At 71.9% G+C, this 23,063-nt stretch carries 21 protein-coding genes; 13 read left to right on the top strand and 8 right to left on the bottom strand.

Annotated features, from left to right (window positions below; translation table 11 throughout):
- Window positions 1-76: 76 nt before the first annotated feature.
- Window positions 77-424, top strand: a complete 348-nt coding sequence (locus ACTOQ1_RS06860; protein ID WP_440065242.1) for a DoxX family protein — start codon at window positions 77-79, stop codon at window positions 422-424.
- 94 nt (window positions 425-518) lie between these two features.
- Here the strand turns inward: ACTOQ1_RS06860 and ACTOQ1_RS06855 are convergent, their stop codons facing one another.
- Complete coding sequence (locus ACTOQ1_RS06855; RefSeq protein WP_440065241.1) at window positions 519-2,312, bottom strand: AMP-dependent synthetase/ligase; 1,794 nt, start codon at window positions 2,310-2,312, stop codon at window positions 519-521.
- 218 nt (window positions 2,313-2,530) lie between these two features.
- Between ACTOQ1_RS06855 and ACTOQ1_RS06850 the strand changes: the two genes are divergently transcribed.
- The 7 genes from ACTOQ1_RS06850 (at window position 2,531) to ACTOQ1_RS06820 (ending at window position 9,558) form a co-directional block, all read left to right on the top strand.
- The gene (locus ACTOQ1_RS06850) at window positions 2,531-3,298 is read left to right on the top strand and encodes a metallophosphoesterase family protein (RefSeq protein ID WP_440065239.1); all 768 of its coding nucleotides are present in this window, start codon (window positions 2,531-2,533) and stop codon (window positions 3,296-3,298) included.
- 188 nt (window positions 3,299-3,486) lie between these two features.
- A complete protein-coding gene (locus ACTOQ1_RS06845) occupies window positions 3,487-3,924 on the top strand; it encodes an SRPBCC family protein (RefSeq protein WP_440065238.1) in 438 nt (145 codons plus the stop codon).
- Window positions 3,925-3,991: 67 nt separating this feature from the next.
- Window positions 3,992-5,164 (top strand): ArsA family ATPase, encoded by a 1,173-nt coding sequence (locus ACTOQ1_RS06840; RefSeq protein WP_440065237.1) that lies wholly within the window; start codon window positions 3,992-3,994, stop codon window positions 5,162-5,164.
- Entirely contained in the window at window positions 5,154-6,260 is a 1,107-nt protein-coding gene (locus ACTOQ1_RS06835; RefSeq protein ID WP_440065236.1) for a hypothetical protein, read from the top strand. The genes ACTOQ1_RS06840 and ACTOQ1_RS06835 overlap by 11 nt, the downstream gene beginning before the upstream one ends.
- Window positions 6,261-6,286: 26 nt before the next feature.
- The gene (locus ACTOQ1_RS06830; protein WP_440065235.1) at window positions 6,287-7,231 is read left to right on the top strand and encodes an ROK family glucokinase; all 945 of its coding nucleotides are present in this window, start codon (window positions 6,287-6,289) and stop codon (window positions 7,229-7,231) included.
- Between the two features lie 191 nt (window positions 7,232-7,422).
- Window positions 7,423-8,325 (top strand): endonuclease/exonuclease/phosphatase family protein, encoded by a 903-nt coding sequence (locus tag ACTOQ1_RS06825; protein WP_440065234.1) that lies wholly within the window; start codon window positions 7,423-7,425, stop codon window positions 8,323-8,325.
- Window positions 8,326-8,424: 99 nt separating this feature from the next.
- Window positions 8,425-9,558, top strand: a complete 1,134-nt coding sequence (locus tag ACTOQ1_RS06820) for a hypothetical protein (protein ID WP_440065233.1) — start codon at window positions 8,425-8,427, stop codon at window positions 9,556-9,558.
- A gap of 154 nt (window positions 9,559-9,712) precedes the next feature.
- Here the strand turns inward: ACTOQ1_RS06820 and ACTOQ1_RS06815 are convergent, their stop codons facing one another.
- Both ACTOQ1_RS06815 and ACTOQ1_RS06810 read right to left on the bottom strand, forming a co-directional pair.
- Window positions 9,713-10,189, bottom strand: a complete 477-nt coding sequence (locus tag ACTOQ1_RS06815; protein ID WP_440065232.1) for a hypothetical protein — start codon at window positions 10,187-10,189, stop codon at window positions 9,713-9,715.
- 66 nt (window positions 10,190-10,255) lie between these two features.
- On the bottom strand, window positions 10,256-11,020 hold the full coding sequence (locus ACTOQ1_RS06810) for an alpha/beta hydrolase (protein ID WP_440065231.1): 765 nt from the start codon (window positions 11,018-11,020) through the stop codon (window positions 10,256-10,258).
- 149 nt (window positions 11,021-11,169) lie between these two features.
- On the opposite strand from ACTOQ1_RS06810, the gene ACTOQ1_RS06805 reads away from it, so the two are divergent.
- A complete protein-coding gene (locus ACTOQ1_RS06805) occupies window positions 11,170-11,937 on the top strand; it encodes a lysophospholipid acyltransferase family protein (protein ID WP_440065230.1) in 768 nt (255 codons plus the stop codon).
- A 7-nt stretch (window positions 11,938-11,944) separates the two neighbouring features.
- Here ACTOQ1_RS06805 and ACTOQ1_RS06800 read toward each other — a convergent pair whose 3' ends face one another.
- On the bottom strand, window positions 11,945-12,952 hold the full coding sequence (locus ACTOQ1_RS06800) for a LacI family DNA-binding transcriptional regulator (protein ID WP_440065229.1): 1,008 nt from the start codon (window positions 12,950-12,952) through the stop codon (window positions 11,945-11,947).
- A 247-nt stretch (window positions 12,953-13,199) separates the two neighbouring features.
- On the opposite strand from ACTOQ1_RS06800, the gene ACTOQ1_RS06795 reads away from it, so the two are divergent.
- Complete coding sequence (locus ACTOQ1_RS06795; RefSeq protein WP_440065228.1) at window positions 13,200-15,242, top strand: bifunctional aldolase/short-chain dehydrogenase; 2,043 nt, start codon at window positions 13,200-13,202, stop codon at window positions 15,240-15,242.
- A 127-nt stretch (window positions 15,243-15,369) separates the two neighbouring features.
- A complete protein-coding gene (locus tag ACTOQ1_RS06790; protein ID WP_440065227.1) occupies window positions 15,370-17,076 on the top strand; it encodes a rhamnulokinase in 1,707 nt (568 codons plus the stop codon).
- A gap of 126 nt (window positions 17,077-17,202) precedes the next feature.
- Here ACTOQ1_RS06790 and mmuM read toward each other — a convergent pair whose 3' ends face one another.
- Entirely contained in the window at window positions 17,203-18,075 is an 873-nt protein-coding gene (gene mmuM, locus ACTOQ1_RS06785) for a homocysteine S-methyltransferase (protein ID WP_440065226.1), read from the bottom strand.
- 278 nt (window positions 18,076-18,353) lie between these two features.
- On the opposite strand from mmuM, the gene ACTOQ1_RS06780 reads away from it, so the two are divergent.
- Complete coding sequence (locus ACTOQ1_RS06780; RefSeq protein WP_440065224.1) at window positions 18,354-18,845, top strand: SigE family RNA polymerase sigma factor; 492 nt, start codon at window positions 18,354-18,356, stop codon at window positions 18,843-18,845.
- Window position 18,846: 1 nt separating this feature from the next.
- Here the strand turns inward: ACTOQ1_RS06780 and ACTOQ1_RS06775 are convergent, their stop codons facing one another.
- A complete protein-coding gene (locus ACTOQ1_RS06775) occupies window positions 18,847-19,209 on the bottom strand; it encodes a hypothetical protein (protein ID WP_440065223.1) in 363 nt (120 codons plus the stop codon).
- Between ACTOQ1_RS06775 and ACTOQ1_RS06770 the strand changes: the two genes are divergently transcribed.
- Window positions 19,187-19,690: a hypothetical protein gene (locus ACTOQ1_RS06770; protein ID WP_440065222.1), complete on the top strand. Its 504-nt coding sequence runs from the start codon at window positions 19,187-19,189 to the stop codon at window positions 19,688-19,690. The two genes, ACTOQ1_RS06775 and ACTOQ1_RS06770, sit on opposite strands and share 23 nt — an antisense overlap.
- Window positions 19,691-19,834: 144 nt before the next feature.
- Here the strand turns inward: ACTOQ1_RS06770 and ACTOQ1_RS06765 are convergent, their stop codons facing one another.
- Both ACTOQ1_RS06765 and ACTOQ1_RS06760 read right to left on the bottom strand, forming a co-directional pair.
- A complete protein-coding gene (locus tag ACTOQ1_RS06765) occupies window positions 19,835-22,183 on the bottom strand; it encodes a VIT domain-containing protein (protein WP_440065221.1) in 2,349 nt (782 codons plus the stop codon).
- Entirely contained in the window at window positions 22,180-23,010 is an 831-nt protein-coding gene (locus ACTOQ1_RS06760; protein WP_440065219.1) for a MerR family transcriptional regulator, read from the bottom strand. Before ACTOQ1_RS06760 ends, ACTOQ1_RS06765 begins: the two co-directional genes overlap by 4 nt.
- Between the last annotated feature and the right edge of the window lie 53 nt (window positions 23,011-23,063).

Here is a 23,063-nt window from a genome sequence, read left to right as displayed (position 1 = left end):
GTGAACGCATCGCGGAGATATCAACCGGGGCTCGCAGGATCGGTGTCACAAGGAAGCGCTACCAGGGAGTGTCCCCATGTCCACCACTGCCGTCGTCGTCACCGTCCTCGCCGCCCTCTGGGTGGGTTTCTCGGCCTTCTCTCTCCTCCGCCGCGCCGATTGGGTCGTGGAGCCGCTGACGGACTACGGCGTTCCCCGCTCGTGGTGGACCTGGCTCGGCGCGGCCAAGGCCGCGGGGGCCGTGGGCCTGCTCGTCGGCCTGTTCGTGCCGGTCATCGGCGTCCTGGCCGGGATCTGCCTGGTGCTGTACTTCACCGGAGCCGTCGTCACCGTGCTCCGGGCGCGCTCGTACTCGACCGTCGTCTTCCCCCTGCTGTACATGGGCCCGGTCATCGCCGCGCTGGTACTGGGACACGTCGCCTGACAGCGACGCGGATCACAGCCGCGGGCTGCCATGTCGCGCGCCGAGCCGCACGGAGACCCGCGGGCTCCGGGGTGCCCGGAGCCCGCGGAGACCCCTAGCTGTAGAGGGAGTCGACCTGCTTGGCGAAGTCGCGCATCACGATGTTGCGCTTGATCTTCAGGGTCGGGGTGAGGTGCCCGCTCTCCTCGCTGATGTCGATGTCGAGGACGGTGAACTTCTTGATCTGCTCGGCCTTGGAGACGAACCTGTTGGCGCCGTCCACCGCCTTCTGCACCTCGGCGACGATCGCCGGGTCGGAGCTGAGCTCGGTGAGGTCCGCCCCCGCCTTGCCGTTGGCGGCCTTCCACTGCTCCAGGGCCTCGACGTCGAGCGTGACGAGCGCCGCGACGAACGGCCTGTCGTCGCCGACCACCATCGCCTGGCTGATCAGCGGGTGGGCGCGGATGTGGTCCTCCATCGGGGCCGGGGCGACGTTCTTGCCCGCGGCGGTGACGATGATCTCCTTCTTGCGCCCGGTGATGCGGAGGTAGCCGTCCTTGTCGAGCTCGCCGATGTCGCCGGTGTGGAACCAGCCGTCCGCGTCGATCGCCTCGGCGGTGGCCTCGTCGTTGTTCCAGTAGCCCTGGAAGACGTGGCGGCCCTTGACGAGCACCTCACCGTCGTCGCCGATGCCGATGGTGACGCCGGGGAACGGCTTGCCGACGGTGCCGATCTTGTTGGCCCCCGGCATGTTGACCGAGGACGGCGCGGAGGTCTCGGTGAGGCCCCAGCCCTCCAGGGTCTCGATGCCCACGCCGCGGAAGAAGTGGCCGAGCCGCTCGCCGAGGGCGGAACCGCCGGACACCGCCGTCGTCAGCCTGCCTCCGGTCGCGGCGCGGATCTTGCGGTAGACGAGCTTGTCGAACAGGGCGTGCCTGAGCCGGAGGCCCAGCCCCGCGCCGCCCGCCGACTCCGCCCTGCTCCACGCGACGGCGGTGTCGGCCGCGGCGTGGAAGATCTTCCCCTTGCCCTCGGCGGACGCCTTCTGCTCGGCGCCGTTGTAGACCTTCTCGAACACGCGGGGCACGCCCAGCAGGAACGTGGGCTTGAAGGCCTGCAGGTCGGGGGCGACGTTCTTCATGTTGGGGGTGTGGGCGAGGATCGTGCCGGTCTCGATCAGCACGATCTCGATGATGCGGGCGAAGACGTGCGCGAGCGGGAGGAAGAGCAGCGCCGCCCTGCCGTCCACGACGAACAGGCGCTCCAGCGGTCCCTGCGCGACGTTCCTGGCGGTGAACAGCAGGTTGTCGTGGGTCAGGCTGCAGCCCTTGGGCCTGCCGGTGGTGCCCGAGGTGTAGACGATGGTCGCCAGGTCGGCGGTCCCGCGCCCGGTCCTGCGCTCGGCGAGCGTGCCGTCGGGGACCTCGGCGCCGAGCGCGGTGAGCTCGTCCAGGGCGCCGCCGTCGATGCGCCAGATGTTCCTGAGGCCCGGCAGGCCGGCCGCGTCCTCGCGGATGGTCTCCTCGTGCGACTCCAGCTCGGCGAAAACGGCCTTCGCGCCGCTGTCGGAGATGATCCAGGCGACCTGGTCGGCCGAGGAGGACTCGTAGATCGGCACGCCGACCGCCCCGGCGGTCCAGATCGCGTAGTCGATCACGGTCCACTCGTAGCGGGTGCGCGACATCAGGGCCACCCGGTCGCCGGGCTCCACCCCCGCCGCGATCAGGCCCTTGGCCACCCCGGCGACCTGGTCGCGGAACTCCCTGGCGGTGACCGCCGTCCAGTCGTCGCCGACCTTGCGCCGCAGGGCGACGACGTCGGGCTCCTCCTCGGCACGCCGGAACACCGTGTCGGTGAGGTTGGCGGAGGCGGGGACATCCACCAGCACGGGGACGCTGTACTCGCGCACGGGTCACTCCTGGAGACGCACGATCGATGGGGCTGCCTGGAAGTTATCGCGATAAGTTACGCATGAGTAAATTCGTCACCCAGGCGTTATGAAGAGGGATTTCACGGTAGCAACTACCGTCGCGCCGGACCGTCGGCCGCGCCGTGTGTCCCGTCACGTTCCCGCCTCGTCGGGTTCGTCCCATGTGGCCCTATTTATTGGTAGTTAGGATGTCCGGCATGCGGGTTCATGTCGTCAGCGATGTGCACGGAAGAGCCGACGCGCTGGCCCGCGCGGGAGACGGCGCCGACGCGCTGATCTGCCTGGGCGACCTGATCCTGTTCGTCGACTACGAGGACCACTCCCAGGGCATCTTCGCCGAGCTCTTCGGGGCCGAGCGGGCGGGGGAGTTCATCGCGCTGCGGACGGCCAAGCGGTTCGACGAGGCGCGGGCGATGTCCTCCGCGCTGTGGGCCTCGCTGGAGGGCGACCCGCGCGACCACATCGAGCGCTCCGTCCGGCGGCAGTACGGCGAGATCTTCGCCGCGATGCCGACTCCCGCGTACCTCACCTACGGCAACGTGGACCTGCCGGTCTACTGGCCCGAGTACGTCAGGGAGGGCCACCACGTGCTCGACGGCGAGACCGTGGAGATCGGCGGCCTGCGTTTCGGCTTCGTCGGGGGCGGCCTGCGCACCCAGTACCGGACGCCGCACGAGATCGACGACGAGGAGTTCGCCCGCAAGGTCGAGGCCGTCGGCGAGGTCGACGTGCTCTGCTGCCACATCCCTCCCGCGATCCCCGAACTGCTCTACGACGTGGTCGCCCGGCGCTTCGAGCGGGGCAGCGAGGCCACCCTGGAGGCGATCAGGCGGACCCAGCCGCGCTACGCCCTCTTCGGCCACGTGCACCAGCCCCTCGCCGCCCGCACCCGGATCGGCAGGACCGAATGCCTCAACGTGGGGCACTTCCGGAACAGAGGCGTCCCCTACGTCCTGGAGTGGTAGCCGCGCGGTCCGGCAGGACGCCATCCCTCATCCGGGCGGCGATCCTTCGGCATCCGGGCGGTGATCCTCCGACGGGAGCGGCGGACGCGCGAGGTGCCCGCTTCGTGCCGCCGCCTCCCGCCGGCGCGGTGGCCGCGCCCGGCCCCGCCGGGCGTACGCGGACGATCGTGAAGCAGTACGGTTGCCCCATGGCTGATCGCACCACCTCCAGCATCACGATCGGCGCGGACCGGTCGACCATCATGACGGTCATCGCCGACTTCCCCTCGTACCCGGAGTGGGCCGGGCAGGTGAAGGCCGCGCGGGTCCTCTCCACAGGGGAGGACGGCCGGCCGGAGACGGTCCGGTTCGTTCTCGACGCGGGCGTGATCAGCGACGAGTACACCCTCCGCTACACCTGGCACGGTGACGAGTCCGTCGACTGGAGCGTCGCCGAGGCGGGAAAGATGGTCTCCGGGCTCACCGGAAGTTATCGTCTTGCCGACGCGGGCAGCGGCACCGAGGTGACGTACGAGCTCGCCGTCGACCTCAAGGTGCCGATGATCGGCATGATCAAGCGGAAGGCGGAGAAGGTCATCATCGACACCGCCCTGAAGGGGCTGAAGAAGCGCGTCGAGACCCCATGAGGGAGCGGGGCGCGCGGCACGGCGCGGTCGCGGAGCGGAGTCCCGCGCCCTCCCGCCGGGAGTCGGCGTGAGCAGGGTCCTGCTCTTCACCGGCAAGGGCGGCGTCGGCAAGACGACCGTCGCCGCCGCCACGGCCACGCTCGCCGCCAGGTCCGGGCTGAAGACCCTGGTGGTCTCCACCGACACCGCCCACTCGCTGGCCGACGCCCTCGGTGTGCGGGCCGGCGGGGAGCCCACGGAGATCGCGCCCGGTCTCTCCCTCCACCAGGTCGACACCCAGAGGGCGCTGGAACGCCAGTGGGGTGAGCTGCGCGACTACGCCAGAGGCGTCTTCGCCGAGCTCGGCCTCGACGAGGTGACCGCCGAGGAGATCACGGTGCTGCCCGGCGCCGAGGAGGTCATCGCGCTGCTGGAGCTGCGCGAGCAGGCGCGCACCGGGCTGTGGGACGTCATCGTCATCGACTGCGCCCCGACCGCCGAGACGCTCCGGCTGCTCGCCCTGCCCGAGGCCCTCGACTGGCACGTGAACCGGTTGCTGCCCATCGGCAGGCGGCTGCTGGGCACCATCTCCCCGCTGGTCCGCCGCCTGGCGCAGGTCAGCATGCCGGAAGACCAGGTGATCGGCGCGGGCGAGCGGCTCCACCGGGGCCTGATGGAGGTGCGCGAACTGCTCACCGGGCCCGGGGCGAGCGTCCGGCTGGTGCTCACCCCCGAGGCCGTCGTGCTCGCCGAGGCCCGGCGCACGCTCACCTCCCTCAGCCTGTACGGCTACCGGGTGGACGCGGTGATCGCCAACCGTGTCTTCCCCTCCGAGGGCGCCGACCCGTGGCGGCGGAAATGGGTGCGGGCTCAGGCCCGGCACCTGGCCGAGGTCGGGGAGTCCTTCGCGCCGCTGCCCGTGCACACCGTGCCGTACCTCGCGGCCGAGCCCGTCGGCCTCGACGCCCTCGCCGCCGTCGCCGAGGCCATGTACGGCGAGGGCGACCCCTTCGCCCCGCCCTCCGTCGACCCGCCGCTGCGGATCACCGCCGAGGGCGAGCTGATCCTGGCCCTGCCGCTCGCGGACAAGGACGAGGTGGATCTGGCGCGCAAGGGCGACGAGCTGATAGTCAACGCCGGTTCCTACCGCCGGGTCCTGGCCCTGCCCGCCGCGCTGGCCCGCAGGTCGGTGCGGGACGCCGCGCTCCGAGACGGGTTTCTCCGGGTACGGTTCGAATCGGGAGGGCCTGATGACCGATAACACGAACGACGCAGAGAAGACCCCGAAGCCGCGCGCGCCGAGGAAGCCACGGAAGGCCGCAGGCGCCGTGACGCCGCCGTCCGAGGCCATAGGCGCCGAGAGCACCGAGAGCACCGAGAACATCGGGATCGCCGGAAGCACCGAGGGCGCCGAGGGCGCCGGCAAGGCTCAGAAGGGCCGGCGCGCGGGGAAGACGACCCAGAAGGGGCGGAGCGCGGACCCGGCGGGGAAGTCCCCGAAGGGCGGGCGCACCGGATCGTCCGAGTCCGTCGAGTCCGTCGTGCGGGTCGAGCGGGCCGAGGCCGTCGAGCGGCCGGAGAACGCCGGGAAGCCCACGGGGGGCGAGCGCGTCGAGAAGGTCGCGCGCCTGGAGGTGGTCGAGGTGGAGGCCGTGGCCGAGGCCGCGCCTTCCGAGCGGGCTCCGAGCTCCGAGCAGGACCCGAGCCCTGAGCAGGCCACGGGTTCCGAGGGAGCCTCGGGTCCGGCGCAGACCGATCGCGACGCGCGCGCCGAGTGGTTCGAGGAACGCGCCAGGCGGGCCAGGCAGGAGGAGCGGGCCGGATGGACCCCGTGGGCCCGGCCCGGCGACCGCGCCGGGTCCGTGGAGCGCGAGAAGGACAGCGCGGCCGGAAAGCAGGAAAAGGAACGGGCACGGGACGAACGAGCGCGTGACGAGCGGTCCCAGAGCGGCAAGGACCCGCTGGGCACCGCCGCCGAGGAGGCGTTCAAGCTCTTCGACACGCTGCAGCAGAAAGCGACCAGGGAACTGCGCAAGAACCTGATCAAGGGCACGATGACCGGGGTCGGCGGCGCGTTCTCCGGTGGTGGCCGCAGAAGAGAGCGGGACGTGTGGGAGGAGGCGGTCTCGGAGCATGAGGAGTACATCTGCCGGGCCTGCCCCGTCTGCCGCGCGATGGCCGCACAGCGCGAGTCGGGCGGTGGCGGTGCCGTCACCGACCACCTCATGCAGGCGGGCACCGAGCTGTTCGCCGCCTTCAAGTCGGCCGTCGACGGACTCGGCAAGCCCGCTCCCGCGCAGCGGGAACGGGAGCGCGAGCGAGGAGACACCCCCGTGGAGCACATCGACCTGGGGTGAGCCCAGGGGGAGAGGATGAATGGACAATGGCGCTGACCATCGGTGTGGACATTGGCGGGACGAAGGTCGCGGCGGGAGTCGTGGACGAGGACGGCCAGATCGTCGAGCATCTCTTGCGGCCCACCCCGGCGGAGAATCCGGACCAGGTCGCCCACACGATCGGTGACGCGATCCTGGAGCTCTCCAAGGGCCGGGAGATCGAGGCCGTCGGTCTCGGCGCGGCCGGGTTCGTCGACGAGACCAGGTCCATTGTCCGGTTCGCCCCCAACCTCGCCTGGCGCGAGGAGCCCCTGCAGAAGAAGGTCTCCGACATGGTCGGCCTTCCCGTCGTGGTGGAGAACGACGCCAACGCGATGGCGTGGGGCGAGGCCAGGTTCGGCGCCGGTCGCGGCGAGACCCACCTGGTGTGCGTGACCGTCGGTACCGGCATCGGCGGCGGCATCGTGTTCGACGGCTCCCTCTACCGGGGGCGCTGGGGCATGGGCGCCGAGCTCGGCCACATGCAGGCGGTTCCCGGCGGACGTCTGTGCGGGTGCGGCAACCTCGGCTGCTGGGAGCAGTACGCCAGCGGGAGCGCCCTGGTCAGCGAGGCCAAGAGGATCGCCGAGGCCGAGCCGGACCAGGCGGTCAAACTCCTGGAGATCGCCGGAGGAACGCCCGACCAGATCGAGGGTCAGGAGGTCACGGAGGCCGCCCGGCAGGGCGACCCGGCCGCGCTGGCCGCGTTCTCCTCGATGGCCCGCTGGATCGGCCAGGGCCTGGCCGACCTCGCCGCGGTCCTCGACCCGGGCTGCTTCGTCCTCGGCGGTGGCGTCTCGCGTGCCGCCGACCTGTGGATCGACGAGACCCGCGAGTTCTACAACACCCATCTGAGCGGCCGGGGGCACCGCCCGCTGGCCGACATCCGCTGCGCCGAGCTCGGCGCGGCGGCGGGTCTGGTGGGTGCCGCGGATCTCGCCCGCAGGCGCTGACCGCTTCCGGCGCGTACGGCCGCCCGCATGCCGATGAGGGCGGGCGGTCGGCACGTCCGGCGGTGAGCGTGCCGGCCGGGGTGAACGGCCGGCACGCCCGGCGGTGAGCATGCCGATCGGAGCGGGCGGCTGGTACGCCCGGCGGCGCGCGGCTATCCTCGCGGCACGCGTCGCGAAGTGAGGTGGCCGTGGTGCTCAGGATCGCCAGCTACAACGTGCGCTCCATGAAGGACGACGTCCCGGCGCTGGGGCGGGTGGTCGCCGCGCTCCGCGCCGACGTGCTCTGCGTGCAGGAGGCGCCCCGGTTCCTGTGCTGGCGCCGCAGGCGAAGGCGGCTGGCCGCCTTCGGCGGGCTGGTCGTGGCCGCGGGCCGCCGCAGGGGCGGGGTCGCCGTACTGACCGGTCCCGGGGTGCGGTTGCTGCACGGGGAGGGTCGTCTCCTGGAGTCCTTCTTCCCCCTGGAGCGGCGCGCCATCGCGATCGCCGTGGTGGAGGCGGGCGGACGGCGGGTCGCCGTCGGTTCCATCCACCTGGACCTCGACGAGACCGCCCGCCGCCGTCACGCGGACGAGGCGGTGAGGCTCCTGCGGGAGGTGGCCGACCGGTTCGGCGCGCTGCCGGTGCTGGCGGGGGACATCAACGAGCAGTCCGGCCAGCCGAGCTGGCAACACCTCGCCGAACGGCTGACCGACTGCTATCCGGTCTCGCCGCGCGGCGACGGCTTCACCTTCCCCGCCAGGGGCCCGCACAAGCGGATCGACGCGATCTTCGCGGTCGAGGGTTTCTCCGTGGTCTCCTGCGGCGGGGTCGACGCCGACCCGGCCGATCTGGTGGCCGCCACCGACCACCTGCCGGTGGTCGCCGAACTGGACCACCCGCGCCCCGAAGGCGAGGCGCCCCCGGACCCCGTCGCGGACCCCGTCGCGGACCCCGTCGCGGACGCCGGTCCCGGTACGGCCCCGGCGAGATCCCCCGGCACCGGCGACCACGCGGGCCCCGCGCGAGGGGAGCCCGATCCGGGCCTTCCGGGCCTTCCGGGCCTTCCGGGGGAGGCGGGAGAGCCGGGGGAGCCGGGAGGACCGGCTTCCCGGTGACCGTTCCGATGACCAAGGGCAGGCCGTCTTTCCAGATCGCGCCGGTCAAGTGGGGAGACCGGCACACGGGGAGCACGCGAGCCCCGTACCATTTGAAACATGACCCGTCGCCTTCCGCGGCGTGCGCTGGTTCTCTGCGCGGGAGGCCTGCTCCTGCTGTCTCCGCAAACGTTCCCAGCCCACGCCGACCCCGTCAGCCCGCCCGCGGCCGAGGCATGGCAGGCTCCGGTGAGCGCGGGCCTGAGCAGTGACGGATCGCTGTCCGACGTGGCGGGGGTCTCGGCCACGAGCGTGTGGGCGGTCGGCCAGCAGAGCGTCTGGGACGTCTGGCAGAGCCGCGGCGCGATCACCCACTGGGACGGTTCCTCCTGGAACGAGGTCGGCATCCGCAACGACCCGACCGGCGCAGGGCCCCTGCGTTCCGTCGCCGCGGCCTCGGCGACCGAGCTGTGGGCCGTCGGCGAGGGGCACGACGGCCTCCCCTATCTGGCGAGGGGGGACGGGGCGTCCTTCGACAGGGTCATCGTCGACAAGCTGCACTCGGGCGACTGGCTGGGCGGGGTGGCGGCCGTTCCCGGCCGGGTGGTCGCGGTCGGCCGCCGCGACAAGCTGCCCATGATCGTCACCGGCACCGGCGCCGGCTCGAAGTGGAAGCTCACCCACCTTCGCGACCGGGGCACGCTGTACGGGGTGGCGCTGTCGGGCAAGAACGACGGGTGGGCGGTGGGCGACACCGGCGGCAAGCCGTTGATCATGAAGCAGTCCGGCGGGCGCTGGAAGACCTTCAAGACCCCCGATATCGCCGGCGGCTATCTGCGTGACGTCCACCTCGACGGGCCCAAGCGGGCCCTCGCCGTCGGCGGCGTCTACCGGGAGGCCGGCGGGATCGTCCCGCTGGTCCTGTCGTGGAACGGCAAGAAGTGGTCCCGGGTGTCCCTCCCCGCCGGTGACGTCCGCCTGTACGGGGTGACGGGTGACCGCAAGGGTCACTTCTGGATCTCCGGGGTCGACCTGGAGCGGCCCGGCGAGGCGTTCCTGCTCCGCTACGACGGGCGCACGGTCAAGGCGCTGCGCGGTCCGGAGACCGCCTCTCCCCGGACGGTGCGGCTCCAGTCGGTGGCCTACCTGCCGGGCACCGGCACCGTGTGGACCGTCGGCCACGTGGTCGACGCCTCCGGCAAGTACACCGACGTGATCGAGCGCTTCGGCACCTCGGAGCGCGCCAAGCCGTAGTTCGGGCGGCGACGGTCGTGCTCGGCGATCGTGGACGACCCGCTCGGGCGAGCGTGGCAGATGCTCTGGTCATCCGGTCGCGACCGGATGACCAGCTCGGACGGCCGCGGCCGATGACCCGCCCGGGTGGGGTGGCCGTGGCCGGGCGCCCCGCTCAGATGACGGCGCCGTCGTCCCAGCCGGAGTCGTTGGGCGGGCCGTCGCCCATGCGGACCACCAGCGCCACGAAACCGCCGATGAACGCGGCGACCGCGGTGAAGAGCATCCACCCCTCCAGGTTCCAGTTGAGCGCGGCGCTCAGCAGCAGGTAGGCGGGGCCGCCGAACAGCGCCAGCCATGCGATCTTGGTGGTGGCGTCGGTCTTGGGCAGTGGGGGTGGGGGCGGGGGCACGTAGTGCCCCTCTTCTTCCTCGCCGCCGGACTGTTCCGTACCGGATTCGGTGTCGTCCGCGGGGTCGTCCTCCCTCAGGAGGTCCTCCTCGTCCGACTGTTTGATCACCCGTCGCGGAGGCTCGGCCGGAAGGTTCTCACTGTCCGGCCACGGCTGATTCGCCGAGTCACGCTCGGCGGTGTCGTTGAAGGACGCGACGATCTGACGCCAGACCTCGTCCTCATCGCTTTGAGGTGTCACCTAGCTGGGCCCGTTGTTCATCGGCCGATCACTTTCTCCCGGAGACCGCGCATCCCCCGCTCGCGATCAGTCTCTCTGCAAGGGTACAGACGCGTTCGCGGTGATGAACTCCAGGCTCCCCGCAAAGATCCGATCAGCATCGTTGTCAAGCGTCGCGACGTGATAGCTGTCGGCGAGCTCCACCACATTCAGATTCCCCCCGGTCAGCCTCTCACGCAGAATACGCACACTCCCCGGTTTCACAACATGATCCTGCGGACTATGGAAAACCAGGACAGGCTGGGTGATCTTACCCAGCTCCGATCGGGTCAACGACCACAGCCGCAGGAGGGTGGCCGCGGCCTTGACCGGCGTACGCGTGTAGCCGAGTTCGGCCGCCCCCTCCTTCTTGATGTCCCCGGCGACGCCGGGGACCGACGCGACCACGAACTTGAGCAGGGGAGCCAGCCTGAGCAGCGGCGCGTCGTTGACGATCGACGGGTTGACGACCACCAGTCCCTTGATCCCGTCACCGTGCACCTCGGCCAGCCGCAGCGCCATGCACCCGCCGAGCGACAGGCCCATGACGAAGACCTCGGCGCAGCTGCCGCGCAGGTCCGCCAGGGCCTTGTCCAGCTCGGCGTACCAGTCCTCCCAGCGGGTGCGCGCCATCTCCCGCCAGGTGGTGCCGTGGCCGGGCAGCCTCGGGAGCGCCACCGTCATGCCCGCCGCCGCCAGGTATTCACCCCAGGGGCGCAACGACTGTGGCGATCCGGTGAATCCATGACAGAGCAGGACGCCGATCTGTCCCCCCGCATGGTGGTACGCCTCCGCACCGGGCATGACTGGCATCGCGGCTCCTAGTAAGTTTCGCCCGATCGTCGCACGACTGGGACGTGTTTTGCGAGAGGTCGATTTGGGTGGTTCGGCGGGGTAGGTGACCGGGATCGGAAGTGGGAGGATAACTCCAGGTCCACGCCTGTCAACCGAAGGAGCATCGAGTGTTCTACTGGGTGGTGAAGGCCATCCTTTCGCCCTTCCTCCATCTGATTTTCCGTCCCTGGGTGGAGGGCGTGGGGAACGTGCCGAAGGAAGGGCCGGTGATCCTGGCCGGAAACCACCTGTCGTTCGCCGACCACTTCTTCGGTGCGCTGTTCCTGCGGCGCAAGGTGATCTCCCTCGGCAAGTCCGACTACTTCACCGGCCGCGGTCTCAAGGGAATGATGAGCAAGGCCTTCTTCAGCGGTGTCGGCACCGTCCCCATCGACCGCTCCGGAGGCAAGGCCAGCGAGGCGGCCCTGCGCACCGGCAGGCGCATCCTCGACGAGGGGCACGTGCTCGCCATCTACCCGGAGGGGACCCGCTCCCACGACGGCCGCCTCTACAAGGGCAAGACCGGTGTGGCCCGCCTGGCGCTGGAGTCGCGCGTGCCGGTCATCCCGTGGGCGATGGTCAACACCTTCGAGATGATGCCCCCGGGCAGCGTCCTTCCCAAGCTGGGCATCCGCCCGGGGGTGAAGTTCGGCAAGCCGCTCGACTTCACCCGCTACTACGGGATGGAGGAGGACCGCCTCGTCCTGCGCGCCGTCACCGACGAGATCATGTACGCGCTGATGGAGCTCTCGGGTCAGGAGTACGTCGACAAGTACGCCGCGAGCGCCAAGGTCGAGGCCGCCCGTGCCGCCAAGGAGGCGAAGGAGGCGGCCAGGCAGGCCGCCAAGGAGGCGCGCAGGCGTCCTTCCCCGGGTGGGGACGGGACCACCGGGTGAAGCGGGTTCAGAGAGTCGACTCGCGGATGACCAGCTCGGGCTGGAACATGATCTGCTGATGGGCGTGCGACTCGGGATTGTCGCACTCGTCCAGCAGTAGCTCGGTGGCGACCCGGCCGAGCCGGTGGGTCGGCTGCCGGACGGAGCTGAGCGAGACGGTCGACGCCGAGGCGAAGTCGATGTCGTCGTAGCCGATGAGGGAGACGTCCCGGGGGACCCGCACGCCCGCCTGGAGCAGCCCGCGCAGCATGCCCAGGGCGAGCAGGTCGTTCGCGCAGAACACGGCGTCGGGCAGACGCCCCTCGGCGATCATCTTCTCCGCCGCCTGCTGCCCCGACCTGGCGTTCATCGCGCTCATCGCGATCTCCTCCAGCGTCTCCCCGGGGTCGCGGCCCGCCGCGGCCAGCGCCCGCTCCGCGCCGATCAGGCGGTCGGCGCACTGGCGGATGGTGAGGGGACCGGTGACGTAGGCGATCCGCTCGGCGCCGGTGGACAGCAGGTGGGAGACCGCCAGCGAGCCGCCGGTGATGTCGTTGACCGCGACCGAGCACTGGTCGGCGCGTTCGGCGGGGTGGTCCACCAGCACCACGCTGATGCCGCGTTCCTTGAGCTGGTCGAGCTTGGCCAGGTTCGCCCCGGCGGGCGTGATGAGCACCCCGCGGACCCGCTGTTCGGCGAAGACGAGCAGGTTGCGCTCCTCCTTGAGCCGGTCGCCCGAGGAGTTGCCCAGGATCACCGCGTACCCGCGCTCGCTGGCCACCTCCTCGACCCCCGCCGCCACGTCGGTGAAGAAGGGGTTGCCGATGTCGATCACCGACAGGCCGACGGTGCGGCTGTGCCCGGCCCGGAGGCTGGAGGCGGAGCCGTGCCGGACGAACCCGAGGTCGCGGATGGCCTCCTCGACCCGGGTGCGGGTGGCCTCGGCGACCTTCTCCGGGCGGTTGAGCACGTTGGAGACCGTGCCGGGGGACACCCCGGCCCGTGTCGCGACTTCCTTTATGCTCACCGAACTCATGTGCATTGATTAAAACGTAACAACCGATGGTCCGCCAGTCGGCGCCGGTACTTTCGGCCCACCTGACGGTTTTCGGCCCGTGATCCGGCATGGGGGCGTTGACAGTGTCATGCGTGTCACATAGCTTTTTCACCGTCGTTAAAACGTTTTTAAAAAAATCTCACCTCGCCGCGCCCCGGGTCTCCCACGAAGGCTCCGCCGGGTGTCCGCGGGAGGTGACGGGTGAACGAGCGAGCGGAGAGGTGTCATGACGTCGCCGGTTGAGGAACTGCTGCAGCGGTCGCACGCGCTGGGGGCCGATCCGCGGAACACGAACTTCGCGGGGGGCAACACCTCGGCCAAGGGGACGGCGGCCGATCCCGTGACCGGCACCCCGGCCGAGGTGATGTGGGTCAAGGGGTCCGGGGGAGACCTGGGCACCCTGGCCGAGCGCGGCCTGGCGGTGCTGCGGCTGGACCGGCTGCGGGCGCTGGCGGGGGTGTACCCCGGGGTCGAGCGCGAGGACGAGATGGTCGCGGCGTTCGACTTCTGCGCCTTCGGCACGGGCGGCGCCGCGCCCTCGATCGACACCGCGATGCACGGCCTGGTGGACGCGGCGCACGTGGACCACCTGCACCCCGACGCGGGGATCGCGATCGCCACCGCCGCCGACGGGGAGGCGCTGACGGCGCGGATCTTCGGGGACCGGGTGGTGTGGGTGCCCTGGCGGCGGCCCGGCTTCCAGCTGGGACTGGACATCGCGGCGATCAAGAAGGACAACCCCCGGGCGATCGGGTGCGTCCTGGGCGGGCACGGCATCACCGCCTGGGGCGACACCTCGGCCGCCTGCGAGGCCAACTCACTGGAGATCATCCGTACCGCGGAGGCGTACATCGCCGAGCACGGCAGGGCGGAGCCGTTCGGGCCGGTGCTCGCCGGGTACGAGCCGCTGGACGAGGAGGCGCGGGCCGCGCGGGCGGCGGCGCTGTTCCCCGTGGTGCGCGGGCTGGCCTCCACCGACGCCCCGCAGGTCGGCCACTACACCGCCACCGGCGAGGTGCTGGACTTCCTGTCGCGCGAGCGCCACCCCGAGCTGGCCGCGCTGGGCACCTCGTGCCCCGACCACTTCCTGCGGACCAAGGTGGCCCCGCTGGTGGTGGACCTGCCCGCCGGCGCGCCGATCGAGGACGTGATCGCCCGGCTGCGGGAGCTGCACGCCGGCTACCGCGAGGAGTACGCGGCCTACTACCGGCGGCACGCCGTGGAGGGCTCGCCCGCGATGCGCGGTGCCGACCCGGCGATCGTACTGGTGCCGGGGGTGGGCATGTTCTCCTTCGGCAAGGACAAGCAGACCGCGCGGGTGGCCGGGGAGTTCTACGTCAACGCCGTCAACGTGATGTGCGGCGCCGAGGCGCTCTCCTCGTACGCGCCGATCGGGGAGAGCGAGAAGTTCCGGATCGAGTACTGGGAGTTGGAGGAGGCCAAGCTGCGCCGGATGCCGCCCGCCCGCCCGCTGGCGACGCGGGTGGCCGTGGTGACCGGCGGCGGTTCGGGCATCGGGGCGGCGACAGCGCGCCGGCTCGCCGCCGAGGGGGCGTGCGTGGTGGTGGCCGACCGCGACCTCGGCGCCGCGCGGAAGGTGGCCGCCGAGCTGGGCGCGAAGGCGTACCGGCCCGAGGACGTCGCGGTCGCGGTGGAGGTGGACGTCACCGACGAGGCACAGGTGGTCGCCGCGCTCCGGGCGGCGGTGCTGGCGTTCGGCGGGGTGGACCTGATCGTCAACAACGCGGGCCTGTCGCTGTCGCGCTCGCTGCTGGAGACCACGACGGCCGACTGGGACCTGCAGCACGGCGTGATGGCCCGCGGGTCGTTCCTGGTCTCGCGGGAGAGCGCCCGGGTGATGATCGCCCAGGGGATGGGCGGGGAGATCGTGTACATCTCCTCCAAGAACGCGGTGTTCGCCGGACCGAACAACGTGGCCTACGGGGCGGCCAAGGCCGACCAGGCGCACCAGGTGCGGCTGCTGGCGGCCGAGCTCGGCGGGCACGGGATCCGGGTCAACGGGGTCAACCCCGACGGGGTGGTACGCGGGTCCGGCATCTTCGCCTCGGGGTGGGGGGCCAACCGGGCCGCGGTGTACGGGGTGGAGGAGGAGAAGCTGGGCGAGTACTACGCGCAGCGCACCCTGCTCAAGCGCGAGGTGCTGCCCGAGCACGTCGCGGGGGCGGTCTTCCAGCTGACCCAGCTCACGCAGACCACCGGGCTGCACATCCCGGTCGACGCGGGCGTCGCGGCGGCCTTCCTGCGCTGACCGCCGGTCACCGGTCCTCGGTTCTCCTCGCCCGGCTCCCGTCCCGCGAGGCGGGGGCCGGGGGACGTTCCCGCTTTCCGCCTTTTGATTTCTCGTTCCTGTTTCCCGCTTTCCGAGAGGGGCTCGCATGCAGTCGGCACCGGGGACCGGAGGGTTCGCGCAGGCCGGACATCTCGCGCGATCCGAAGAGTCCGCGCAGTCGGCGCAGCCCGCGCCGTCCGGGCGGACCGGGCGGACCGGGAGGTACGCCGCGGTCGACCTCGGCGCGTCGAACGGCCGGGTGGTCGTCGCCGAGATCGGGCCGGACACCCTGGAACTGCACGAGGCGCACCGTTTCGCGAACGTGCCCGTCCGGGCCGGCGGCACGCTGTACTGGGACATCCTGCGGATCCACCGTGGGGTGCTGGACGGCCTGCGCGCGGCGGGCCCCGTCGACGGCATCGGGATCGACTCCTGGGCCGTCGACTACGGGCTCCTGGACCAGGACGGCGCGCTGCTCGGCAACCCCGTCCACTACCGTGACGCCCGCACCGAGAAGGCGGCCAGCCGGGTCCCCTTCGAGGAGCTCTACGCCCGCACCGGCATCGCCCGCCAGCCGTTCAACACCATCCACCAGCTCGCCGCCGAGACCCGGCTGGCCTCGGCCTCGACGTTGCTGCTCATTCCCGACCTGATCGCGTACTGGCTGACCGGGCAGGTCGGCGCGGAGCTGACCAACGCCTCCACCACCCAGCTGCTCGACGCCAGGACCCGCCGGTGGGACACCGTGCTGACGGGCGGCCTCGGCCCCGCGGCCAGGGTCCTGCCGCCGATCCGGCGTCCCGGCGAGGTGATCGGCCCGCTGGCGCCGGAGGTCGCGGGCGAGCTCGGGCTCTCCCCGGACACCCGGGTCATCGCGGTCGGTTCCCACGACACCGCCTCCGCGGTGGCGGCGGTCCCCGCGGAGAGCGAGCGGTTCGCCTACATCTCCTGCGGAACGTGGTCGCTGGTCGGCGTCGAGCTGGACCAGCCCATGATCAGTGAGGAGGGGCGGCGGGCCAACTTCACCAACGAGGCGGGCATCGACGACACCGTGCGCTACCTCCGTAACGTCACCGGGTTGTGGCTGCTGCAGGAGTGCATCCGCACCTGGGAGGCGGAGGCCGCCCCGGCGGAGACCCCGCCCGGCGCGGAGCCGTCCACCGGTTCGTCCGCCAGACCGTCCACGGAGTCGTTCACCGGGTCGTCCACGGAGTCGTCCGCCAGACCGTCCACCGGGTCGTTCACCGGGTCGCTCGAAGAGCGGCCCGCCGGGGCGCCGGGAGGGCGGGTCGACCTGGAGGAACTGCTCAGGCAGGCCGCAGGGGAGGTGCCGTTCCGGTCGGTCGTGGACGCCGACGACCCGATCTTCCACGCGCCCGGCGACATGCCCGGACGCATCGCCGACTTCTGCCGCCGTACCGGCAGGCCCGTGCCGGAGACCCGCGCCCAGACCGTCCGCTGCGTGATCGACTCCCTGGCGCTGGCCCACCGGGCGGCGATCGAGGACGCCCGGCGGCTCACCGGGCAGGCGGTGGACACGATCCACATCGTCGGGGGAGGCTCGCGCAACGCGCTGCTGTGCCGGCTCACCGCCGACGCCTGCGGCCTCCCCGTGGTCGCGGGACCCGTCGAGGCCACCTCGATCGGCAACGTCCTGGTCCAGGCCAGAGCCGACGGGGTCGTCTCCGGCACCCTCGCCGACCTGCGCGCCCTGGTCCGGCGCACCCAGCGCCTGGAGCGCTACGAGCCGCGCCCCGATGCCGGGATCCCGCCGGCGGAGACGCTCGGCCGGCCTGTTCCCGCCGAAGGGTGAGTGTCGGCCGGCCTGTTCCCATCGAGGGGCCGGCGGAGGGCCCGCCGGATCCCCGGAGGCGTGCGGCCGGGGATCCTGGGCGTGGGACGTTCGGACGCCCGGAAGGCGCGGCGGCCGGTCAGGGCCTCACGGGGTGTCCGACCCCATGAGGTGGGTGCGGATCTGGCGGATGTGCTCCGGAGTGGTACGGCAGCAGCCGCCGACGAAGGCGGAGCCCGCGGCGGTCCACCCGGCCGCGGCCTCTCCGAACTCCACCGGGTCGGCCAGCCCGAGCCAGCGCCGGTTCGCGGAGTCCCAGACCTCGCCGGAGTTGGGGTAGACCATGGTGGGCTTGCCCTTGATCTGCGAGATCAGGCTGAGCACGTGGCGCGGTGCCGTGCAGTTGACGCCGATCGCGATCACCTGGGGGTTCCCGGTGAACAACCCGGCGGCCATCTTGAGCGGGGTGCCGTCGTTGATGTGCTCGCCGTCGCGGCAGGAGAAGCTCACCCACGCCCGCATCCCCGGCGTCTCGGCGAGCAGCCGCCTCAGCGCCCTGGCCTCGGTGTAGGACGGGATGGTCTCGCAGGCCATCAGGTCGGCCTCGCTGTCGGCCAGGATGTGCCAGCGGTCGCGGTGCCAGTCGGTCAGGCCGTCCTCGTCGAGGTCGTAGTCGCCGGTGTACTCGGCGCCGTTGGACAGGTAGGCGCCGTACGGGCCGACGCTGGCGGCCACGGTGCCCGAGCCGTGGGCGTCCCTGGCCTGGGCGGCCAGGTGCACGGAGAGCAGGATGAGGTCCTCGGCCTCGGCGGCGCTCAGGCCGCGCCGTACGAACGCGGGGATGCTCGCCTGGTAACTCGCCGTTATCGCCACCTCGGCGCCCGCGGCGAAGTAGTCGAGATGCGCCTGCCGGATCACGGAGGGGTTCTCCAACAGGAGTTTCGCCGACCAGAGATCGTCTCGCAGGTCCGCGCCCAGCTCCTCCAAATGGGTGGCCAGGCCGCCGTCCAGAATCACCATCCCGCTACTTTATGTGGCGCGGCCCGAGTTGGAACCCCGCTCTTCCCGCCCTTGGTCCCGCTCTGTCCCATATCGGTCTCGCGGCATCTTCGTCGCGCACGGTGATCCGCCGGTGATCCGCGCCCGCGCGAGGGCCGGATCCAGGGAGGCCGCCGTGCCGATGACCGCGCCTCGTTTCCGTGAAACGGGGGGAAACCGCTACGCGTCACCTCCCGCTGTCGTCCGAACCGGCTCGCCGCCGAGTAGATGTCTGTGAGGCTTCAGGACGGAGATCGTGAATGGACGACGGGTTCGACGCTTACGTGGCGACGCGTTACGAGCGGCTCCGGCATACGGCGCACCTGCTGACGGGCAACAGGGCGACCGCCGAGGATCTCGTGCAGACGGCGCTGGCCAAGGCCTGGGTGGCGTGGCGTCGGATCGAGGGTGACCCCGACCCGTACGTGCACCGGATCATCGTCAACACCCACGCCTCCTGGTGGCGCAGGAAGTGGCGCGACGAGGTGCCCGCCGAGCACCTTCCCGAGCGCGCCGATCCGCGGGACTTCACCGCCGAGGTCGGCAGCCGCCAGATGCTCCGGGAGGCGATCGGCGGCCTGTCGGGGCGGCAGCGCGCGGTCATCGTCCTGCACTACTTCGAGGAGCTCACCCTCGCGCAGTGCGCCGACGTGCTCGGCTGCTCCCTCGGCACGGTGAAGACCCAGCTCGGCAGGGCGCTGAAACGCCTTCGCGTCCATTCGGAGATCGAGATGACGGGAGCGAAGCGATGATCTACACCGAGGACGAGTTGCGCGCGGCGCTGGCCGAGGACGTCTCCGAGGGGCTCCCCGACGTGCGGGAGATCGTACGGCGTGGCCGTCGCATCAGGCGGCGCAGGGTCGTGGCGGGCGTGGCGGGCATGGTGGGCGTGGCGGTGGCCGTCGTGGCCGTCGTGGCCTTTCCGGTCCGGGGGCTCTGGAGGGACGCGGAACCGGTGGAGAAGGAGTCGTCGACGGCGGCGAGGATCTCACCGCCGTCCGCTCTGCCCACTACGGACCTCCTGGACGCCCCTCTGATCACGTCATACGGCTCCACGACCATGCCCGGCAGAACGACGGTCACGTTCCAGCCGTTGAGCGCCTTCAGCTCGTACATGGTGGTATGCGCCGATCCGAAGGCGGTGGTGGTGATCCGGAAGGACAACGGAAACGGTTCGGCCGGCGCGTGCAGAAAGGACGGCCTGTACGGCTACCACTTTGACCGCACCATCTCGTTGGAGCGGCCCCAGCGTCTCAAGGTCTGGGTCCTGCCCGGTGACGTGGTGATGGATCCTCCCGGCCGCCCCCCGAACTCGTACGACGGCTGCAAGGTGGTGAGGAAAAAAGTGGGTCTGTGTGACGGCAAGTACATGGCGTCGGAGTTGCTCAATCCCGGAGTCATCGAACGGGTGTTCGCCGAAATCGAGCGGCGACCGGGGCGGTGGGCGGTCGGGGTCTACGATCAGGCGGGCAGGACCGCACCACCGAGGCCGACCGCGCCGAGTACCGTCGAACCGGACGATCGATCGGATACGACGACACCGCCGGGGCCGGCTCCGACGAGTGCCGTCACCGTCGAACCGGGAGCCGGATCGTGAAGAGGGCGGGACCGTCCGCCGGCGGGTCCGGGGCGACCTCGCGAGAGTCCCGCCCGGAGGTGGTCTCGTGACCGTTCTGGACGGTCGCGAGACCACCTCCGGGCCCTCAGGTCGCCAGGGCTTCCCGGGATGGTGGCGAGGAGGTCACCGCTTCCAGAACGGGCGCCGTTTGGCGGGGCCCGCCAGGGACTCCAGGACCTCCTCGGCCCGCCGCCACAGGGTGTCCACGTCCCCGCCGGCCCGCAGCTCCTCGGCCAGGGCCGCCAGCTCCGCGTGGCCGCCGAGGTAGACGGCCAGGGCCGCGAGGCGGCTGCCCAGGTCCTCCAGCAGGCGCAGCCGCTCGGCGGCGGGCAGGGACGCCGCGGCGCGCAGCCGCCTCAGCTCCTCGGCGAGCTGCTCCCTCGGCGGCTCCTGCGACGTGCCCTGCCTCGGGGGAGCCCCGGCCGGCGCGGGACGCAGCATCCGGGCGCGGTCGTCGAAGCCTCCGGCCGCCGCGTCCTGCGGCAGGCCGCCGACGGCCGGGCTCGCCGCGAACTTCGGCATGGAGCCGGGACGGGCCATCCCCGGAGGCGCCCCGGGGGACGGCGGAGGGCTCGGGGCCGCGCTCTCGAAGGCCATCGAGGTCATCATCATCGGCGCGGCGGCGACCGGGCCCTCCCAGCCGCTGGGCAGCTCCACCGGCTGGATCACCCGATGCGCAGGACCGCCCTCGGCGACCACCCGCGTGTCGACCGCGACGAAGGCGGTGAACCGGCAGAGCACCCCGTACCTGAGCGAGGTCTCGACGATCTCGGCCTCCAGCGACCGGTCACCGGCCGCGTAGCGGTCCTCCAGGGCCCGCAGCCGTGCCCGCGCCCAGATCGCCCGCACGGCCGGATTGTCCACCGTCGACGCGGTGACCCTCCGCTCCCACGGCGAGCCGTCGGGGCCCAGGCCCCGTACGGCCAGCGCTCCGGCGGCCGTGCCGCGGTAGCGGCCGAGCACGGTGAGCGGGACGCCCGAGTAGATCGAGCCGAGGTGGCTGACCGTCTCGGTGACCAGGTCGAGCCCGTCGGCCTTGAGGGACAGGTCGGTGACCAGGGGGGCGCCGATCCGGCGGTGGATGTGCTCCATCGCCTCGTCCAGCCGGTCCTCGGACTCGACCAGCTCGCACCTGCCCCCGCCCAGCCCGGCCAGCCTGCCCAGGAAACCGGCGTTGACCGCCCTGTCGATGCCGACCGTGTGCACCCGCACCCCGGCGAGCCCGGCGCCGGTCCGCTCCAGGATCTGGTCCTCGTTGCCGACCTGCCCGTCGGTGACGAGCACCAGCACCCGCTCCCTGGCGGAGTCGGCGAGCAGCGCGGCGGCCCGCTCCAGCGGTGACAGCATCTCGGTGCCGCCGCGCGCCTCCAGCCTGGCCAGGTGCTCCACGGCCCGGTAGCGGTTGCGGTCGGACGCCTCGGACAGTCCCTCGCCGAGCCCCTCCGGGTACTCCACGACGGTGTCGAAGGAGAGCACCGCGAACCGGTCGCCCGAGGTGAGCGTGTCGACGATGCGCGCGGCGGCGCGCCGGGCGGCCACCATCTTCCAGCCGGTCATGCTGCCCGAGCGGTCGAGCACCAGCACCACGTCCTTGGCCCCGGTCCCGGCAGGCGCCGGTTCGGGGACGACGGTCAGCGTGAACGTGCCCTCGTCGCTCTCGCCGTCCCTGTCGGGGGCCAGCGCGAGGGAGGTGGAGGCGTCCGCGGCCAGGCGCAGGATGAAGTCGCGGTCCAGCCGCTCACCCGGCTGGAGGCGGATCACGGTGCCCTCCTCCTGGACCACGTGCAGGCTGGAACGGATTTCGCGCAGCTCCAGACCGGCGGGGTCGACGGAGACGGCGAGCGACAGCCGGACCGGGTTGGGGAAACCGGGCAGCAGCACCGGCGGGGTGATCCGGGAGGCGTCGGGGACCGCTTCGGTGTCCGGGGCCCAGCCGTCGCCCGCGCGCTCGCCGTCCAGCGGGGTGCCCGGGACGTAGCGGGGGGCGACGACCAGCGGGAAGCGGAAGGTGGCCGCGCCGTCCTCGTACGGGAGCGGCTGGTTCAGCGTGAGGCGCACGGTGACCCGCTCGCCCGGCACGATGTTGCCGACCCTCATGGTGAAGACGTCCGGCCGGTCCTCCTCGGCGATCGCGGCCCGCTTCCCCTGGGAGACCGCCTGGTCGTAGTCGGCCCTGGCCTGGCCGCGCTCCTTGAGCACGCCCTCGACGACCCGGCCGTCGGCCTCCATCCTGAAGGCCGTCACGGCGGCACGGTCGGGCAGCGGGAAGACGTACGTCGCCTCGAGTGCCACGTCGTGCGGGTTTCGGAAGCCCTGGACCACCTCGACCCCGGCGCTCAGGCCGGACACGGCGGCGGTCACGTCCACGCTCTCCAGCGGCAGGTTGCCGCGTTCGGTGGCGAGCGCCCCCATCCCGGCGTCGGGGACGGGCAGGCACTCCTCCGGCGGCAGCGTTGTGATCGAGGTAATCATGTGTGAATTCCTTCCGGAGGTGTGAGGCCGCGTTCGCGGAGGAGCGACAGGAGCCCCTCCGAGGCGACGGCGATCTCGGCGAGGTCGTCGGGTGAGGGGGCGTGTCCGCCCGCGTCGAGCAGCAGCGTCACGCCGTTCGCGAGCCGTACGCCGTGGACGATCACGGCTTCCGGGGCGGGCGGTGCCGGGGGAGTCCTGCCGGGTGGGTTCTGGGCCTGCGGGACCGTGGCGGGGAAGGTCTTGCCGGACGAGGCTTCACCGGACGGGGCCGGATCGGGCGGGACCTGGCCGGAGGAAGCAGGAGGGGCCGGAGCGGGCGGGACTTCGCCGGACGGGGCCGGGGCCGGAGGCGGCTTCGGCGGAGCGGGGCCGGTGACCGCCGAGGCGGCGGCTGCCGGGGCGGCGGACGGCCCGGCCCAGAAACGCGGGCGTGCCGCCCGGGGAGAACCGGTCCCCGCCGGAGGCGGGGGCGGGTGCCCGGGTGCGTGCTCCGGCCGGTGCTCCGGTGCGCTTTCCGAGGCGGGCTCGGGGAGCCGGGCGATCGACTCCAGGGTCTGGTCGGTGGCCCCGGCCAGCTCGGCCTGGATCTCGGCGATGGTCCGGCCGTCGGACTGGCGCCGCTTGACGGCGACGATCTGGAGCAGGTGGCGCCTGCCGTACATGGCCACGCGGCCCCGGCGGGCCAGCGGGGGGTCGAGGAGGCCGATCGTCGAATACCAGCGGATGAGGCGCTCGTTGGGCATGTCCCTGACCCGCCCGTTGAGCTGGGCGGTGGGGGCCAGCGCCGCGGACGCCCGCTCGGCCAGTTCACCGATGGTCCATTCCATGCCTCGATAGTGACACTGTAATCATGACAGTGTCAACATGATGGCCGGAATAG

It is taken from the genome of Streptosporangium sp. OZ121 (assembly GCF_051918885.1).
In the GTDB taxonomy this organism is placed as follows: Bacteria; Actinomycetota; Actinomycetes; order Streptosporangiales; family Streptosporangiaceae; genus Streptosporangium.
The sequence above is the reverse complement of the archived record's forward strand: the minus strand, read 5'-3'. Positions and strand labels throughout refer to the sequence as shown.